We start from the raw sequence: 16,307 nt of genomic DNA, 5'->3' as shown, positions 1-16,307 counted from the left end.
CATCCGCTATCTCAGCTATCCGATTCTCATGGTGCTGACACTCGGGGCGTCCATCACCCTGGTCGACACCTCGTTCCCGCAGTGGGCCATCGTGCCGATGGTCACCCTCTTCGCCTCGGTGTACGTGGCCGTCCTGGAGCGGGTCCAGCCGTTCTACGAGGGCTGGAACCGCTCGCGCAAGGACGTCGTTTCGGACGCCGCTTCCAGCCTGGTGGCCCTGCTGGTGGTCGCCCGGCTGATCGAGCCGCTGTTCCTCTCGGTCCTGTTCGCCGGATCCGTCCTGCTGTCCGAAGAGCTGGACAGCACGTTGTGGCCGACGAGTTGGCCTCCCGTCGCCCAGGCCGCACTGGCGCTCCTGGTGGGAGAGTTCTTCTACTACTGGATGCATCGGTGGATTCACGGTTCGCGGGTCTTCTGGCGCTTCCACGCGGTGCACCACAGCTCGGAGCGGCTCTACTGGCTCAACTCCGCCCGGTTCCACCCCATCGACTTCTTCCTCGACGACGTGGCGATCGTCTTCCCGCTGGCCCTGACCGGGTGGACGCTGCACAGCATCTCCGGCCTGATCATCCTTCTCACCTTCTACAACTGCCACGGCGTCACCATGCACTCCAACATGGACGTCCGGCTGGGCCCGCTGAACTACCTGGTGCCCGGACCGGAGGGGCACCGCTGGCACCACTCCAGGGACCTGCGCGAGGCCAACAAGAACTTCGGCGGCAAGGTCGTCCTGTGGGATCTGCTGTTCGGGACCTTCTACCTGCCCGCTGACCGGATGCCGCCCGAGGACATCGGCCTGGCCGACCAGGTCCGCCTGCCGGACTCCTACCTCGGCCTGCTGCTGGCTCCGTTCCGCTGGTCCAAGCTCCCGCTGCGCAAGCCCGAACCGGCATCCGGCGCCGTCCTGGTCGAGGAAAAGGCGGGCAGCGTCTGATCCTGCGCCGGGGCTGCGCAGGAAGTCGGGCCGGCCGACTTCCTGCGCGGTCGGGCGTTGGGCGGGCTGAGCCGGTCCCTGGTGGAGGCTGTTCGCGCTACTCGACACCGGAAGGCCATTTTTTGTTGCGGGTGGCGGGCGGACCTCAACTCCTGACGGCCTCTGCGATCTGCAGGGCGGCCTGGGCGGGCGTGAGGTGCGTGGTGTCGACGACCTCGGCCTCGGCGTGCAACCAGGTACGGGCCGCTTCGGCGTAGGGCTCAAGGTGGTTGAGGCGGAACCGGGAGTTGGGGCCGACCACAGTGTCCCCCGCGATGCGGCCGCGGAGGGTCTCCTGGTCGGCGTGGAGGACGAAGTGCTGCACCGGAATGGCGTGGTGGGCGAGGCCCGTGCTGATCTCGCGCCAGTACTGCTCGACCAGGACGGTCATCGGCATCACCAGAGTCCCGCCGGTGTAGTCGAGCACGTGGCGGGCGGTCTCGACTACGAGTGGCCGCCACGGCGGCCAGTGCTGGAAGTTGTCCGTCCCGGGCAGGCCCGGCGTGATGTCCATGAGTGTCTCGCCGACCTTCTCGGCGTCGAACACCCGGGAGTCGGGGATCAGTTGCTGCACGAGTGCACTGGTCGTGGTCTTGCCCGCGCCGTGGGTGCCGTTGAGCCATACGATCACGGGCTCGACGTTAGCGGTGCGCGGGCCGTAGGAACGGGCACAGCGGAAACCCGGGCGAGTTCGGCACGGACTGGCCCGGCGGCGTGCCCGTACAGGTGCACGCGAAGGAGGCCGACCCGTTCTTCGCCGAGGACCGCGACGTCGCCCGCGCCCGCAACGGCCGGTGCAAGAGGCCATTTTGGCGGGGAAAACGCAACTTCGACAGGGGCTGCGGAGGCGGCTATCTTCACCTGGTCCTCGGCGATCGCCCACGGCCGTACGGGAGTTCCTCCAGGCTGCGCCGCCCGCGACCGGGCCCACACCAGGCACCCCCAACCAGGGAGAGACGCATTCCTCATCTTGCGCTGTACACGTTCGGCGTCCTGAAGTCACCTCTCGCCGATCCCGCACCTCTCACGCGCGAACTCCACGACACCGGCGAGGCCGTCTACCGGAAGATCAGCCAGCACCCCGGGTACCTCGCCCATGCCGAAGCGGCAGGCGGCGGCCAGGGCCCGCATTTCGACCTGGACTGGGGCGTATGGGGAGAGTTCGCCGTACCGGCCTGGTACGGCAAGGGCCGTACGGCGGAAACCACCGCCCTGGCCGCGACCCTCTCACTTTGGACCGACCCGCACTCCGCCTTCGACGCCATCTACACCGGCCTGCACCGTGAGGCGCTGAACAGGCGTCACGACTGGTTCGAGAGGACCGGACGCCCGGCTTACGCGTTCTGGTGGGTGCCCGACGGAGCGATACCCACCTGGCAGGACGGGGTTTCCAGGCTGGAACACCTCCACGACCACGGCTCCGCGCCGCACGCCTTCACCTTCCACCACGCGTTCGCCCCGGACGGAACTCCGGCCAGGGTCGGAGGCATCGGGCCGAAGAGCGACCAGGTCCGCTGACAAGGAAGCCTCAACGACCAGTTGGTGGAAGTGGAGGCGGTGGCCGTGCTGCCGTGAACCCGCACTCCTGCGGACATAGGGGGATAACCCCACCCAAGACCGGGTGGGTAGCAGCATCGTCGCAGGTGGTTTGTTCCGGAGAGGGTGGGGGTAACGGCGCGATCCGCCGTTTCCCTCGACGAACAACCGGAGTTGACACATGCGCAAGCAGGCGCGGCAGACCGTCCATCCGTCCCGGCACCGGAAGGTCCTGGTGGCCGCCATGGCCGTCGGTGCCCTGGCGACGGGGGTACTGGCCCCGACCGCGGCGTTCGCGGCGCCGAAGCCGGACATCGTCCAGCAGGGCCTCGACGCGCTGGTGCGGGACGACGGCATTCCCGGCGCGCTGGCGAGCGTCGAGAAGGGGCACGGCCGCGCCCGCAACTACACCGCCGGGGTGGGTGACCTGGCCACCAAGGCGAAGGTCCCGGTCGACGGCCAGGTGCGGATGGGCAGCAACACCAAGACGTTCACGGCGACGGTCGTGCTGCAACTGGTCGGAGAGGGGAAGATCGACCTCGACGGGCCCGTCGAGACCTACCTGCCGGGCCTCCTCCGCGGGGACGGCATCGACGGGCGAAAGATCACCGTCCGTCAGCTCCTCCAGCACACCAGCGGGCTCCCGGACTACCTCAAGGGCGATGTCCCGCCCCGCTACTACGAGCCGCGCGACCTCCTCGACACCGCACTGAAGTTCAAGGCCGACTTCGCCCCGGGCGACCGGTCCAAGTACAGCAACACGAACTACATCGTGGCCGGACTGATCGTCCAACGGGTCACCGGCCGCCCGCTCGCGGCGGAGATCGACCGCCGCATCGTCAAGCGCATCGGCCTGCGCCACACCTACTTCCCCGCCCCCGGCGACGTGACCATCCGCGAGCCGCACCCCAAGGGCTACTACCGGGACACCCCGGACGCGCCGCTGGGCGACGTCACGGAGACGGACCCGTCCTTCGGCTGGGCAGCTGGTCAGATGATCTCCACCAACTCCGACCTCAACCGGTTCTTCTCCGAACTCCTCCACGGCGACCTGCTCCGGCCCGCCCAGCTCGCCGAGATGAAGAAGACCGTCCCCGCCGACTACCTCGGCCCCGGCGCCGCTTACGGGCTCGGCCTCGTGAGCAAGCCCCTGCCCTGCGGCGGCGGGCTCTACTGGGGCCACGGTGGCAGTTTCCCGGGCTACGAGACCCGGGGCGGCGTCACGGAGGACGGCAGCGCTGCGGCGAACATCGCCGTGACGAACCGGCCGGCCGACCCGGCGGCCATGAAGCACGTCGAGGGCCTGGTGGAAGCCGCCCTCTGCCGCTGAGGCTGCTGAGGCCGCTGGGGCCGCGGACGTCCCGGCGCCGAGGCCGCCCGGCGCACTTCGGTGCCGGGCGGCCCCGGTTTGTTGGCTATCTTCCGGCCTCGAATGGGCCAGGGGCGCGGTAGCTGGACTTTTGCCAGTTGGTGTCGGCCGGCTGGGGTCCCGTTGGTTTGGCGCAGGAAGTCGGGCTGGCCGACTTCCTGCGCTGTGGTGTGTCCAGGGCGTGTTTCGAAAGTGCTGGTCACAGCCACTCATTGACGGCTGCGACCAGCACCGTTGTTTCGTAGCCGACGGAGCCCGGAGCCCGGAGCCGAACGGACGGGACGTCAGCGCATGCCGCCGGAAGCGAGGATGACATCCCCGGTGATCCAGCGCGCGCCGTCGGAAGCCAGGAAAGCCACCAGCGGGCCGTAGTCGTCCGGGGTGCCCGTTCGGCCCAGCGGGGTGCCGGCGATCGCCTGTGCTTCCTGGGCCGAGCCGGGGAATCCCATGGCCCTGGTGCCCTCGGTGTCCGACGGTCCGGGCATGATCGCGTTGACCCGGATGCCGCGCGGGCCCAGCTCCTTGGCCGCAACGATGGTGAACGCGTTGACAGCGCTCTTGGACGCGACATAGAGCGAGGCGTACGGCGGGTGGGTAAGTGTGCCGGCCGTCGAGACGTTGATGATCGATGCGGCGCCGATGTCGTCCTGCGCGGCCAGGGCCTGCGTAGTGAGGATCGTGCCCAGGACGTTCGTGGTCATCTCGCGCTGGAACTCCTCTTCGGTGATGCCCGACAGCGGCGCGAAGGCGGCGACGGCCGCGTTGTTGACGAGCACGTCGACCGGTCCGTACTCCTCGCGCGCCCGATCGAACAGATGGCGCACTTCGTCGTTGCGGGCCACGTCGGCCCGGACCGCGATCGCCCGGCCGCCCTCGGCGGTGATGCCCGCGACGACCCGCTCGGCGCCCTTCGCATCCTCCCGGTAGTTCACCACGACGGCTGCGCCGGTCCCGGCCAGCGCCTTGGCGATCCCCGCGCCCAGGCCCTTCGATGCGCCCGTGACGATCGCCGTACGCGCGTTGCTGCTGCTCACAGTGGCTCCTCGAACGTTGGTGCTTACGAGGTCACCGTAGGAAAGCCAGTTACTACTGGGAAGTACCTACTTTTTTGTAAGCTCCTGCTGTGATGGAAACTCGGCAGGTCGCGACAGCCGCCCGGCTCCTGGCCCACGACACCTTCGACAACAAGTGCGCGCTCAGGCCGATCATGGACCAGACGACAAGTCGCTGGGCGACACTGATCATCTCGGCCCTCATCGCCGGCCCGCACCGCTTCGCCCAGCTGCACCAACGAGTCGGTGGCATCAGCCAGAAGATGCTGTCGCAGAACCTCAAGGCACTGGCCCGGGCCGGGCTCGTCGACCGCCAGGTCGCGCCCACCAACCCGCCCCAGGTCACCTACAGCCTGACGGAACTCGGTGTCAGCCTGGCCGGGCCGCTGACCGAACTGATCCAGTGGTTCGGCCGGCACGGAGGCGAGCTGCTCGCCGCCCAGGAGCACTACGACAGCCAGCAGGCGTCACCGCGCGAGTAACGGGCCAGTCCCATGGGTCGGTTCGGCGGAGTCTCGCGGCAGCGCCAGCCGCCCTGGCCGGAGAGCACAGGTCCCGTCCCCGCTTCAACATCCACCACACGCCCGAACAGGCCGGCCGGCTCGACCAAGTCGAGCTGCTCTTCTCCACCCTGACCCGACGTCTACGACGCCGCGGCCAGTTCGCCTCCCGCGACGAACTGGCCGCGGCCATCGACACCTTCGTCCTGTCCTGCGACGAACGCGACGCCAAGCCCTACTGCCGGACCTGCGACGGCAGCCCACTCAAAGCCGCATGAACCCCCGAAGGATCAACGCGGCGCTGCACTAGGACTGGAAGAGCACTTCCGGGTTGTTCGGCGAGGGGCCGTCCAGCAGCGGACTGTGGATCCCCTTCAGCGTCTGGTCGAAGAACGCTGCCACGTACTCGCGGGTGATCGCCACCCCGCGTTCCGGGGAGAGGGGCGGCGTCGGGAACCCGGCCTGCTCCAGAAGCAGGTCCAGGTCGGCGAAGCTGAAGTGGTCGGCGCCGGCGACCGTCAGCCACTTCTTGTAGCCGCCGAGGGCGGCCCAGGTCTGCCCCCACGAGGTGTCGTGGCCGCCGACCGAGTGGTAGTCGGCCGTACCCAGCATGAGGAGCGGCCGGTTGATCTGGCCGGGCATCGGGGCCGGGTGGAAGCTGCCGTCCATGTTCACTCCGGCCCGTACTCGCGGGTCGGCGATCATCGTGGCGGCGGTCGCCGCTCCGCCGAGGGAGTGCCCGGCCATGCCGATCTCGTGCTTGTCGATGAGGTGCGCCAGGGGCCACGCGGTATTGCCGTGCGTCAACCGGTCGATCACGAAGGACACGTCCAGCGCGCGGCTGGCGGCGACGGAGTCGAAGTCGAGCGTCTTCGGGTCATCGCAGATCGCGCACGGCGGCGTCTGGCCGTTCGCCAGCGTCTCGCCGCTGTCCTCGTAGGTGTGGCCGACGAGCGCGACGACGTAGCCGTGACTGGCCAGGTCGGTCGCGAGCGAGGTGAGCGTCATGCGCGGGTCCTCGTACGCGGGTGAGAGGACCACCAGCGGATGCTTGCCGCGCTGCGGCCGCGCGCCGTCGAAGGCGTGAGTGGTGACGCCGGAAAGGTTCTGTGCGGTGACGCCGTAGCTCGCCGGCAACTTCCGCCGCTGGATGACTCCGGCTGCCTCGGCGAGGCTCATGTAAGGGGCCGGAGTCCCGGTCCCGGGGACGGCCGGGTAGACCATCGTGACGGTCAGTTGGCGGGGGCCGGATGACGGCACCCACGGGTCGGGACGGCTCTCGTCGGTGAGGTGGATGACGTCCTCGCCGGCGGCGTAGGGGCCGGTCGGCGCGGGGAGCGCGCCTTGGAAGGACCGCGTGGGCGCGGTGGCCGTGGCCGGTGCGGTGTCTAACGCGTGCGTGGCCACCGGTGTGGCCGATGGTGTGGCCACCGGTGTGGTCGTGGCGGCGAACCCGGCGCCGGTTCCGGTGACGAGGGCGGCGAGCGCCAACACCGCGACAGCGCTGATACGGCGATTGCGTTTCATGGGATCGACGCTAGGTTCCGCAGCTCCGTATCGAATCAGCCCATGGATGTAGACATTCTGGTGTCGTTCGTAGCCTCCGCGAGGTACCGGAGTCATCCGCCGGGATTATGTCGTGCGGCGCGGGGTTCCCTTCGCCGGCATCGTCGAGCGCCACCTTCGTCTTGGGCTACGACGAACACGACGCCAAGCCCTACCGCTGGACCTACGACGGCAGCCCACTCAAAGCCGCATGAACCCCCGAAGGATCAACGCGGCGCTGCACTAGGCGTGGTGGTCGAACTCGCCGGCTTTGGCGGCTTGCAGGAAGGCGGCGAAGTGGGTGGGGATGGTGAGGTGGCCCTGGTCGGACTCGCGGAGTTCGACCAGGCCGTCGGCGGCGCGGATCTCCACGCACTCGTTGGTCGCGCCGCTGTAGCTGGACTTCTGCCAGTTGGTGTCGGTCATTTGGGGTCCCGTCGGTTGTTTGGCGCAGGAAGTCGGGCTGGCCGACTTCCTGCGTCCTGGAGTTCTGCCGCTACCCGCGCTCACTCCGCCTGGCGGGGGTGCGGATCGCGATCGTCTGTGACAGCTGCTCCCCGCACTTGACGGCGAGACGGTGCCGACAGGTCGGGACGTGGGCGTCCTCGGACAACGTCGAGATTGCCCACGCCCCGACCAGCAGCTCGTGGCTCAGCCGTATCGAGGCTCAGCTCACCGTCCTGGCGCGGTCTCGCTTACTTCCAGTAGTAGTAGTCGGCGCCGAGGTCCGGGTTGACTTCGCCGGAGAGCACCTTCTTCTTGGTGTTGTTGCAGATCCAGCTCTGGCTGACCTCCCAGTCCTGGTCGTCGCGGTTGACGATGGAACGGACCTTGCCGCCGGGCACATCGGCGCAGGAATGGATCTTCGGGTTCTGGTAGGCGTCCATGGTCCCGCCGAAGTTGGCCTCCGGCCAGAAACACACCCAGCCCGAGTAGCAGTCATCAGGCCCGCTCGCCTTGACCGTGCTGGGCGCCGGGGCCGCGGCCGTCAGGGCCAGGGCGGCGGCGGCCCCCACCCCCGCGATCAGGAACCGTCGTGCAGTGGAGGCGATACGCATGGGAGACCCCTCGATCGAGCCGACTCCGCACGGTGCGGAGTCGATCACTCCGTGCATCCCCCTCGCGAACATCCACGACACGTACAGAACACGCCGATCACCGGCCGCCGGAAACAGGAGCAGCCTGGATGGTGGAAGCAGATGCCGCTGGCCAGCCGGCGTGAGTCACCTTGCCCGCTTACCGCTCGAACAGAGCGAACACTGCGCGGCGCAGGAAGTCGGGCTGGCAGACTTCCTGCGCCGTGGTGTGTCTAGTACTGCGACCGCATCTGTCGTTACCGCTGGCGTTCGGCGTCGTTGGTATGACTGTGTGCTGACGAGCTGACGGTTGAGCAGGTCGAGTCGTGGTCCGAGGTGATAGTGGGCTTCCATGCCCGCTTCGCGCACCGTTTCGGCAGGCCACCTCATCGTCACACCCCGCCACCACGCCAGCGAGCACCATCTGCGCTGGTCACGCTTCCGCCGACGCAGCCAGGCCCGAGCCCGCCGCTCCCACTGCAAACACCGAGGCCACAACCCCCAGATGCGGTTGCAGTACTAGTCGCCGGGGATGCCGCCTACGGCGGGCACGGCGAGAATGTCGAGGGAAAGGGTGAGGTGACGGGCGGTCATGCCTTTGTCGACGGTAATACCGAATGCGTACCTGTCGATTCTGGTGGTGGCGCGGAACCGGATTCCATCGGCTGTGAATTCCGGCTGCTCGACGGTAAGTTCGATGGGCCGCGTGGTGGCTTTGACGGTCAGCTCTCCGCGCAGGACGTACCCGGTGTCCGTGGACTGGACGGCGTTCGAGGCGAAGGCCATGTGGGGGTGTGCGGCTGTGCCCAGGTACTTGGGTGAGCGCACGACCCTGTCGCGGGTACCGCTGTCGGTCGAGAAGCTGTCGGCATCGATGACAGCCGTGGCCGACGACTGCGTGGGCTCGGCGGCGACGTGCACCTGCCCCGAGGTAAGGCCGAACGTTCCGCGCACGGCGCCCAGGCCGAAGAAGTGGCGCGTGGTGAAGGCGATCGTGCTGCGTCCGGCGTCGATGGTGTAGGTGCCGACTGCAAGGGTGGTCGGTCGGTCGTCCGAGGTGTGCGGCACATGAATCCTTAGGCAGGGGCAGTCGGTTCCGCGGTGGGGACGAGGACGGCTGGGAGTGCTCCGTGTCAGAGGCCTCCGGGGCCTGTCCGCCCGGTCGTGGTTCCGTCGTTGCGCAGGCCCACGGGAAGGTCTCTTCGGCGTTTGACGTCGAGTTCCGGTACACGCGTGTCAGGCGCTGCTCCACCCTACTTGCGTTGATGCGCAGTTGCCTGGCGATTTGGAGATCGGTGCAGTCCATCACGGTCAGTTGCGGCGACCCGTCGCTCGGAGCCGGCGATGGAGGTGCCACCGTCGGCACCCCGAGGCCGTCTCGAAGCGGCCGCGAATAGGCCACCGACTCCAGCTCCGGGTAGGGAGATTCGATAGGACCCGCTCGGCGTCCCGCCGCACTGCGGGGCGCCGAGTCCCGAGTTGCAAATCGTCCTACCCGAGGGGCGACTCGACCTGTTCGACCATCAGCTCATCAGCACACAGACATACCAACGAGCCCAACACCACATCCGTCACGCAGATGCGGTTGCAGTACTAGGCGTGGTGGTCGAACTCGCCGGCTTTGGCGGCCTGGAGGAAGGCGGCGAAGTGGGCGGGGGTGGTGGGGATGATGAGGTGGCCTTGGTCGGACTCGCGGAGTTCGACCGTTCCGTCGACCGTGCGGACCTCGACGCACTCATTGGTCGCGCCGCTGTAGCTGGATTTCTGCCACTTCGACTCAGGCATAGCTGTCTTCCACTTCCTTCTCGATTGATTTGATGAGGTCCCGCGACTTCTCCTCGGAGAGTGCAAGGGAGTCCATGCGATCGAAGATCGCCCGATGTTTGGCCAGGTCTGCCGGGGACTCGAAGAACAGGACGCCTTGAGCGACATCCATCTGGACGGTATCCAACTCGGGGACGGGGCCCTTCGCGAACGTGAGGTTCTCGGAGGCGCCCGGGAAGGTGGCCATAGCGAAGGGCACTACGCGGATTGAGATCCCGCTGTGCTTGGAGTCTTCGACGAGCGCGTCCAACTGCTCGGAGAGCACCTTGGGTCCGCCGAACTGCATCCGCAGCGCTGCTTCGTGGATGAATGCCTGAAGTGGAGTCTTGCCCGAGCGGACGATCTGCTGTCGCTGCACCCGGAAGGCGGTTCGGACGTCGATGTCCGGGCGGGACAGCGGGGGATAGACGCGCGTGAAGACCGCGGAGGCGTAGGCGCCGGTCTGCAACAAGCCGGGGATGTAGGTCGTCGTACAGGTGGCGAGCGCGGTCGAGTAGCTTTCGATTTCCGCGACCTCGATGAAGTCTGTTGTCAGGACCTCGCGGTACTCCTCCCACCAGCCTCTCCCGCGCTCCGTGATTATTTCGGCGAGAGCGTCGATCAGCGGGCGATTGGCGCAGTTACAGGCGGCGGCGATGGTGCGGAGACGGTCGACACTGATGCCGATCCGTCCGGATTCCATCTGGGTTACCTGGGCTGGACTCATGCCAACGATACGGCCGAGCTCCGAGCCGCCGTAGCCAGCCTGCTCGCGCATCCTCCGTAGCTCGGTGCCAAGCCTGCGCTGGCGGAGTGTCGGGTTGGAGCGTGGAGGCATGGGTTCCTTCCGAAGGTGCAGTCCGGCCAAGTGTGCCGCGCCTTTCGAGCGCTGGTCCACCAGTTACCACCATAGGGGGAACTTCCCGAAACTGTAGAAATTTGGATACTCAGCTGCACTATGGTCGATGACACAGCGATCCGACGGTTCGTCAGTAATGCTTGCTGGCCTGCGTGTCCGTCGCTTCCTCCCTCACCATCACGCCTCGGGAGAACTCCCATGCGCCACCTCAACACGCCCTCCCTCGCCATCGCCCGCCAGTCCCTCCGGGACGCGATGGGTCGTTGCGGGTACCTGCCCTCGGTCACCGACGATGCCGAACTCGCGCTCGTGGAACTGCTCGTGAACGCCTGGCGGCACGGCGGCACCCCCGCGCCGCTCGTCCTCATCCTCGCCGTCGGCCCCACCCTCCGGGTGTCCGTCAGTGACGAGAGCCCGGTCCTCCCGGAAAAGCAACAGCCGGCGCCCCTCGCCCAGTCCGGCCGGGGCCTCCAGCTCATCGAAGGCCTCACCCACCGCTGGGGCGTGGATCCCCAGGAACGCGGCAAAATGGTCTGGTTCGAGCTGGACGCCGCCTGATGTCCTTCCCGCTCCCGCGCCGTCGCCCCATGCTGCCGACCGACCCCCGGATCCGGCACTACACCGACGACCACATCCACACGCTCCTCGCCGAAGTCCAGGAACGTGGCCGGAGGTTCGGCCTGATCTGGCCCTCGGCCACCACCGACAAGACCATCGACGGCCGCATCCTCGTCCGCTTCAACGCCGCCCCCGCCTCCACTCTCCTCAACCTCCTCTCCCTCCTCCTCGCCGCCGAGCGAGGCGACGACTCGTGCGTTTCCTGATCGCCACCGCCTTCGCCGTCCTCCTCGCGCTCGCGATCGCCACCGTCGCCCTGGGCGTCATCACCGCCCTCCGCGCGACCCCGCCCGACGAGGACACCTAACCCCCAGCCCCCTCACCCCCACCTCCCCAGCCCCCGCCGCCCAGCCGTCGGGGGCTAAGGGACGATTGGGCACGTGGCACAGCGGAGATACGAGTACGCCCCGGCAGGCACCCTGCCCGGGCTGTTGCAGCGCGGCCGGGGCCTGGGCGCGCAGATGGCGGCGGAGGACCCGGCGGCAGCCGCCGACCTGGTCTACGGGTGCATCCGCTGGGACTGGCGCTGGAACCGACAGGTGGACGACCGGCACCTCTACCTGGCGCGGCTCGTCCGGGACCTGGAACTGCCGGTCGGACCGATCGTCGACCTGCTGACCGGGGACGAGGACACCTGCCTGCGGGCCACCGGAGTCCTGGAGCTGCTCGCACTCGCCGACTCCGCCGAGGCCCGGGAAGCACTCCGTACCCACGTCCGAGAGGGCGAGCACCGGGTGGCTGGGCAGGACGTACGCCAGCGGCGTGGCCCCCGCGGCTCGATGGACCCCGTCCCCGAGCAGGACAGTGCGAGCCCGCGCGCCCTGCTGCCGGAGCACGGCGGCGCGAGCGATCTGCCCACGGCGACGGCCGAGCTGGAGCGGCAGTGGGCGGCCCAGGAGTGGTGTGGCCCGATGCACACCGCCCGGGGCCTGGCCCGGTTCGGCCCCGAAGCCGCCGGGGCCGCGTCGCTGCTGCGCCGCTTCTGGCTGTGGACGCCGCACTCCTCCGAGCGCCCCGCCTACCTGGAGGCACTGGCCGCCGTCGCCCCCGTCGGGCTGGCCGAGGTGTACACCGAGTGCCTCTGGGACTGCGAGGCCGGCGCCCGCCTGCCGGCCGTCGCGCACGCCCCCGACCGCCCCCACGTCCGGGAACGCCTCGCCCACCTGCGGGACGATCCGATGGAGCAGGCGGAGGTCCGCGAGGCCGCCGGGGCGCGACTCGCCGGGCTGAGCTCGGGAGGCTCCGAGCCGGAGGGAGCCGACTCCGAAGGGGAGCTAGAGTAGACGGGTGAACGTGTGAGTGATGGTCCGGACCCCACGAGGTGGTCCGGGCCACATCCGTTTCCAGGCACCTTCCGTGACCTGCGCGTACCTGCGCGTTCGCCGGCCCACCAGACCCGCACTCGCCTCCGGAGGCCCCGCCTTGAGCGATCAGCCGTTCGCGCATCTGCACGTCCACACCGAGTACTCGATGCTGGACGGTGCCGCCCGGCTGAAGCAGATGTTCAAGGAGGTCGAGCGGCTGGGCCAGACCCACGTCGCGATGACCGACCACGGGAACATGTACGGCGCCGCCGAGTTCCACAAGCAGGCGACCGCGGCCGGGATCACCCCGGTGATCGGCATCGAGGCGTACGTCGCGCCGGAGTCCCGCTCCAACACCAAGCGCATCCTGTGGGGCCAGCCGCACCAGAAGCGGGACGACGTCTCCGCCTCCGGCGCGTACACCCACAAGACCATCTGGGCCCGTAACAAGGAGGGCCTGCACAACCTCTTCAAGCTGACCTCGCGCTCGTACGCCGAGGGCTGGCTGGTGAAGTGGCCCCGGATGGACAAGGAGCTGATCTCCGACCTGTCCGGCGGCCTGATGGCCACCACCGGCTGCCCGTCCGGCGAGGTGCAGACCCGGCTGCGCCTGGGCCAGTTCGACGAGGCGGTGAAGTCGGCCGCCGACTACCAGGACATCTTCGGCAAGGAGAACTACTTCCTGGAGCTGATGGACCACGGCCTCGACATCGAGAAGCGGGTCCGCGACGGGCTGCTGGAGATCAGCAAGAAGCTGAACATCCCCCCGGTCGTCACCAACGACTCGCACTACACCACCGAGGCCGACGCCGGGGCGCACGACCTGCTGCTCTGCGTGCAGACCGGCAAGAACCTCTCGGACCCGGACCGCTTCCGCTTCGACGGCACCGGCTACTACATCAAGTCGGCCGCCGAGATGTACGCCCTGGACTCCTCGGACGCCTGGCAGGAGGGCTGCCGCAACAGCCAGCTCCTCGTCGCCTCCCGGGTCGACACCGAGGGCATGTTCAAGTTCCGCAACCTCATGCCGCGCTTCCCGATCCCGGAGGGCTTCGAGTCCGAGGCGGACTTCTTCAAGTCCCAGGTGTGGAAGGGCATGGACTGGCGCTTCCCGGGCGGGTACGACGAGGAGCACAAGAAGCTCGCCGAGTACGAGATGGACACCATCATCCAGATGGGGTTCCCGGCGTACTTCCTCGTGGTCGCCGACTTCATCATGTGGGCCAAGGAGCAGGGCATCGCGGTGGGCCCCGGCCGTGGTTCGGCGGCCGGCTCGCTGGTCGCGTACGCGATGGGCATCACCGACCTCGACCCCATCCCGCACGGCCTGATCTTCGAGCGCTTCCTCAACCCCGAGCGCATCTCCATGCCCGATGTCGACATCGACTTCGACGAGCGCCGGCGCGGTGACGTGATCCGGTACGTGACCGAGAAGTGGGGATCCGACAAGGTCGCCATGATCGTCACGTACGGCACCATCAAGGCGAAGGCCGCCATCAAGGACTCCTCGCGCGTCCTCGGCTACCCGTACGCGATGGGCGACCGGATCACCAAGGCGATGCCGCCGGACGTGATGGGCAAGGGCATCCCGCTGTCCGGCATCACGGACAACAGCCACCCGCGCTACAGCGAGGCCGGCGAGATCCGGGGCCTGTACGAGAGCGACCCGGACGTGAAGAAGGTCATCGACACCGCGCGCGGCATCGAGGGCCTGATCCGCCAGCCCGGCGTGCACGCGGCCGGCGTCATCATGTCCGCCGAGCCGCTGACCGACCACATCCCGGTCTGGACCCGGCACACCGACGGCGTCACCATCACGCAGTTCGACTACCCCACCTGCGAGGGCCTCGGCCTTCTCAAGATGGACTTCCTCGGCCTGCGCAACCTGACGATCATGGACGACGCCGTCAAGGCGATCGAGAAGAACAAGGGCATCAAGATCAACCTGCTTGATCTGCCCCTGGACGACAAGCCGACCTACGAACTGCTGGCACGCGGCGACACGCTCGGCGTCTTCCAGCTCGACGGCGGCCCCATGCGCTCGCTGCTGCGGCTGATGAAGCCCGACAACTTCGAAGACATCTCCGCCGTCCTCGCGCTGTACCGACCGGGCCCGATGGGCGTCAACTCGCACACCAACTACGCGCTGCGCAAGAACGGCCAGCAGGAGATCACCCCGATCCACCCGGAGCTGGAGAAGCCCCTGGAGGAGATCCTCAAGCCGACGTACGGCCTGATCGTCTACCAGGAGCAGGTGCAGAAGGCCGCCCAGATCCTCGCCGGCTACTCGCTCGGCCAGGCCGACCTGCTGCGCCGGGCCATGGGCAAGAAGAAGAAGGAGATCCTGGAGGCCGAGTTCGTGCCCTTCCAGAAGGGCTGCCGGGACCACGGCTACTCGGACGCGGCGATCCAGGCGGTGTGGGACGTCCTGGTCCCCTTCTCCGGCTACGCGTTCAACAAGGCGCACACCGCCGGGTACGGGCTGGTCTCGTACTGGACGGCCTACCTCAAGGCGAACTTCCCGGCCGAGTACATGTCCGGCCTGCTGACGTCCGTCAAGGACGACAAGGACAAGTCGGCGATCTACCTCAACGAGTGCCGCAAGATGGGCATCCAGGTGCTGCCGCCGGACGTCAACGAGTCGGACTCGGACTTCACCCCGCACGGTGACACGCTCGTCCGGTTCGGCCTCACCGCGATCCGCAACGTCGGCGGCCCCGTCGTCGACTCGATGATCCGCACCCGCAAGGCGAAGGGGAAGTTCAGCTCCTTCCCGGACTTCCTCGACAAGGTGGAGTCGGTGGTCTGCAACAAGCGGACCGTCGAATCGCTGATCAAGGCGGGCTCCTTCGACTCGCTCGGGCACACCCGCAAGGGCCTCAGCGCGCAGTTCGAGCCGATGATCGACAACGTCGTCGGGGTCAAGCGCAAGGAGGCCGAGGGCCAGTTCGACCTGTTCGGCGGGGACGCCGTCTCCGACGAGCCCAGCTTCGGCCTCGACGTCGTCTTCTCCGAGGAGGAGTGGGAGAAGTCCTTCCTGCTCACCCAGGAGCGCGAGATGCTCGGCCTGTACGTCTCCTCGCACCCGCTGCACGGCATCGAGCACGTGCTCGCCGACAAGGCGGACTGCGCGGTGGCCGACCTCGCCGAACGGCCCGACGGCACCATCGTCACCATCGGCGGCATCATCTCGGGCCTCCAACGCAAGATGACCAAGCAGGGCAACGCCTGGGCGATCGCGACCGTCGAGGACCTCGCGGGCTCGATCGACTGCATGTTCTTCCCCGCCAGCTACCAGCTGGTCTCGGCCCAACTCGTCGAGGACACCGTGGTGTTCGTGCGCGGCAAGCTGGACAAGCGGGAGGACGTGCCGCGACTGATGGGGATGGAGCTGACCGTCCCGGACCTGTCGAACGCGCACGCCGAGGCGCCGATCATCATCAACATCCCGAGCGTGAAGATCACCCCGCCGCTGATCGCCCGGCTCGGCGAGGTGCTGGGCAGCCACCGGGGCACCACGGAGGTCCGGGTGCGGCTGGAGAGCCGCAACAAGACGACCGTGCTGCGGCTGGACCGGCACCGGGTGAAGTCGGACCCGGCGCTGTTCGGGGACCTCAAGCAGCTGCTCGGGCCGAGCTGCCTGGCGGGCTGACGTGCGCCTGATCCCCCGTG

16 protein-coding genes and 1 pseudogene are annotated in these 16,307 nt (G+C 68.2%); 9 read left to right on the top strand and 8 right to left on the bottom strand.

Annotated elements, in window-relative coordinates:
- Nucleotides 1-28: 28 nt before the first annotated feature.
- The gene (locus tag ACFWPT_RS13145) at nt 29-934 is read left to right on the top strand and encodes a sterol desaturase family protein (protein WP_380481690.1); all 906 of its coding nucleotides are present in this window, start codon (nt 29-31) and stop codon (nt 932-934) included.
- A 145-nt stretch (nt 935-1,079) separates the two neighbouring features.
- Here ACFWPT_RS13145 and ACFWPT_RS13140 read toward each other — a convergent pair whose 3' ends face one another.
- Entirely contained in the window at nt 1,080-1,604 is a 525-nt protein-coding gene (locus ACFWPT_RS13140; RefSeq protein ID WP_380481688.1) for an ATP-binding protein, read from the bottom strand.
- 329 nt (nt 1,605-1,933) lie between these two features.
- On the opposite strand from ACFWPT_RS13140, the gene ACFWPT_RS13135 reads away from it, so the two are divergent.
- Entirely contained in the window at nt 1,934-2,491 is a 558-nt protein-coding gene (locus tag ACFWPT_RS13135) for a DUF3291 domain-containing protein (protein WP_380481733.1), read from the top strand.
- Between the two features lie 199 nt (nt 2,492-2,690).
- On the top strand, nt 2,691-3,839 hold the full coding sequence (locus ACFWPT_RS13130; RefSeq protein WP_063347206.1) for a serine hydrolase: 1,149 nt from the start codon (nt 2,691-2,693) through the stop codon (nt 3,837-3,839).
- A gap of 323 nt (nt 3,840-4,162) precedes the next feature.
- Here ACFWPT_RS13130 and ACFWPT_RS13125 read toward each other — a convergent pair whose 3' ends face one another.
- Nucleotides 4,163-4,912 carry an SDR family NAD(P)-dependent oxidoreductase gene (locus ACFWPT_RS13125; RefSeq protein WP_380481686.1) on the bottom strand — a complete coding sequence of 250 codons (750 nt, stop codon included), beginning with the start codon at nt 4,910-4,912 and terminating at the stop codon, nt 4,163-4,165.
- A gap of 92 nt (nt 4,913-5,004) precedes the next feature.
- Here ACFWPT_RS13125 and ACFWPT_RS13120 point away from each other — a divergent pair, with 92 nt between their 5' ends.
- Nucleotides 5,005-5,412, top strand: a complete 408-nt coding sequence (locus ACFWPT_RS13120; RefSeq protein WP_380481684.1) for a winged helix-turn-helix transcriptional regulator — start codon at nt 5,005-5,007, stop codon at nt 5,410-5,412.
- 324 nt (nt 5,413-5,736) lie between these two features.
- On the opposite strand, the gene ACFWPT_RS13115 is transcribed toward ACFWPT_RS13120, so the two are convergent.
- On the bottom strand, nt 5,737-6,957 hold the full coding sequence (locus ACFWPT_RS13115; RefSeq protein WP_380481682.1) for an alpha/beta hydrolase family protein: 1,221 nt from the start codon (nt 6,955-6,957) through the stop codon (nt 5,737-5,739).
- Nucleotides 6,958-7,218: 261 nt separating this feature from the next.
- On the bottom strand, nt 7,219-7,401 hold the full coding sequence (locus ACFWPT_RS13110) for a DUF397 domain-containing protein (protein ID WP_380481680.1): 183 nt from the start codon (nt 7,399-7,401) through the stop codon (nt 7,219-7,221).
- A 47-nt stretch (nt 7,402-7,448) separates the two neighbouring features.
- Here ACFWPT_RS13110 and ACFWPT_RS13105 point away from each other — a divergent pair.
- Nucleotides 7,449-7,658: pseudogene (locus tag ACFWPT_RS13105) on the top strand (IS630 family transposase); the annotation flags it as partial.
- A 12-nt stretch (nt 7,659-7,670) separates the two neighbouring features.
- On the opposite strand, the gene ACFWPT_RS13100 reads toward ACFWPT_RS13105, so the two are convergent.
- The 4 genes from ACFWPT_RS13100 to ACFWPT_RS13085 all read right to left on the bottom strand — a co-directional run bounded on the left by ACFWPT_RS13100 (nt 7,671) and on the right by ACFWPT_RS13085 (nt 10,752).
- A complete protein-coding gene (locus ACFWPT_RS13100; RefSeq protein ID WP_380481678.1) occupies nt 7,671-8,033 on the bottom strand; it encodes a peptidase inhibitor family I36 protein in 363 nt (120 codons plus the stop codon).
- 537 nt (nt 8,034-8,570) lie between these two features.
- Entirely contained in the window at nt 8,571-9,119 is a 549-nt protein-coding gene (locus ACFWPT_RS13095) for a YceI family protein (protein WP_380376330.1), read from the bottom strand.
- A 525-nt stretch (nt 9,120-9,644) separates the two neighbouring features.
- Nucleotides 9,645-9,836 carry a DUF397 domain-containing protein gene (locus tag ACFWPT_RS13090; RefSeq protein WP_380481676.1) on the bottom strand — a complete coding sequence of 64 codons (192 nt, stop codon included), beginning with the start codon at nt 9,834-9,836 and terminating at the stop codon, nt 9,645-9,647.
- A complete protein-coding gene (locus ACFWPT_RS13085) occupies nt 9,829-10,752 on the bottom strand; it encodes a helix-turn-helix domain-containing protein (RefSeq protein WP_380481674.1) in 924 nt (307 codons plus the stop codon). The genes ACFWPT_RS13090 and ACFWPT_RS13085 overlap by 8 nt, the downstream gene beginning before the upstream one ends.
- A 159-nt stretch (nt 10,753-10,911) precedes the next feature.
- Here ACFWPT_RS13085 and ACFWPT_RS13080 point away from each other — a divergent pair, with 159 nt between their 5' ends.
- The 4 genes from ACFWPT_RS13080 to dnaE all read left to right on the top strand — a co-directional run bounded on the left by ACFWPT_RS13080 (nt 10,912) and on the right by dnaE (nt 16,287).
- A complete protein-coding gene (locus tag ACFWPT_RS13080) occupies nt 10,912-11,271 on the top strand; it encodes an ATP-binding protein (protein ID WP_380481672.1) in 360 nt (119 codons plus the stop codon).
- Nucleotides 11,271-11,537, top strand: coding sequence for a hypothetical protein (locus ACFWPT_RS13075; RefSeq protein WP_159398403.1), 267 nt, complete (start codon nt 11,271-11,273; stop codon nt 11,535-11,537). The genes ACFWPT_RS13080 and ACFWPT_RS13075 overlap by 1 nt, the downstream gene beginning before the upstream one ends.
- Before the next feature lie 174 nt (nt 11,538-11,711).
- Nucleotides 11,712-12,614: a hypothetical protein gene (locus tag ACFWPT_RS13070; protein ID WP_380481670.1), complete on the top strand. Its 903-nt coding sequence runs from the start codon at nt 11,712-11,714 to the stop codon at nt 12,612-12,614.
- Between the two features lie 139 nt (nt 12,615-12,753).
- Entirely contained in the window at nt 12,754-16,287 is a 3,534-nt protein-coding gene (dnaE, locus tag ACFWPT_RS13065) for a DNA polymerase III subunit alpha (RefSeq protein ID WP_380481668.1), read from the top strand.
- Nucleotides 16,288-16,307 lie beyond the last annotated feature (20 nt).

Origin of the sequence: Kitasatospora sp. NPDC058478, from assembly GCF_042720345.1 — a bacterium.
Lineage (GTDB): Bacteria > Actinomycetota > Actinomycetes > Streptomycetales > Streptomycetaceae > Kitasatospora.
The sequence above is the reverse complement of the archived record's forward strand: the minus strand, read 5'-3'. Positions and strand labels throughout refer to the sequence as shown.

What these genes read in the sequence shown, in the direction of transcription:
- ACFWPT_RS13080 (WP_380481672.1), top strand. Translation starts at nt 10,912, where the DNA reads ATGCGCCACCTCAACACGCCCTCCCTCGCCATCGCCCGCCAGTCCCTC.
- ACFWPT_RS13120 (WP_380481684.1), top strand. Translation starts at nt 5,005, where the DNA reads ATGGAAACTCGGCAGGTCGCGACAGCCGCCCGGCTCCTGGCCCACGAC.
- ACFWPT_RS13145 (WP_380481690.1), top strand. Translation starts at nt 29, where the DNA reads ATGGTGCTGACACTCGGGGCGTCCATCACCCTGGTCGACACCTCGTTC.
- ACFWPT_RS13075 (WP_159398403.1), top strand. Translation starts at nt 11,271, where the DNA reads ATGTCCTTCCCGCTCCCGCGCCGTCGCCCCATGCTGCCGACCGACCCC.
- ACFWPT_RS13110 (WP_380481680.1), bottom strand. Translation starts at nt 7,401, where the DNA reads ATGACCGACACCAACTGGCAGAAGTCCAGCTACAGCGGCGCGACCAAC.
- ACFWPT_RS13130 (WP_063347206.1), top strand. Translation starts at nt 2,691, where the DNA reads ATGCGCAAGCAGGCGCGGCAGACCGTCCATCCGTCCCGGCACCGGAAG.
- ACFWPT_RS13090 (WP_380481676.1), bottom strand. Translation starts at nt 9,836, where the DNA reads ATGCCTGAGTCGAAGTGGCAGAAATCCAGCTACAGCGGCGCGACCAAT.
- ACFWPT_RS13100 (WP_380481678.1), bottom strand. Translation starts at nt 8,033, where the DNA reads ATGCGTATCGCCTCCACTGCACGACGGTTCCTGATCGCGGGGGTGGGG.
- ACFWPT_RS13115 (WP_380481682.1), bottom strand. Translation starts at nt 6,957, where the DNA reads ATGAAACGCAATCGCCGTATCAGCGCTGTCGCGGTGTTGGCGCTCGCC.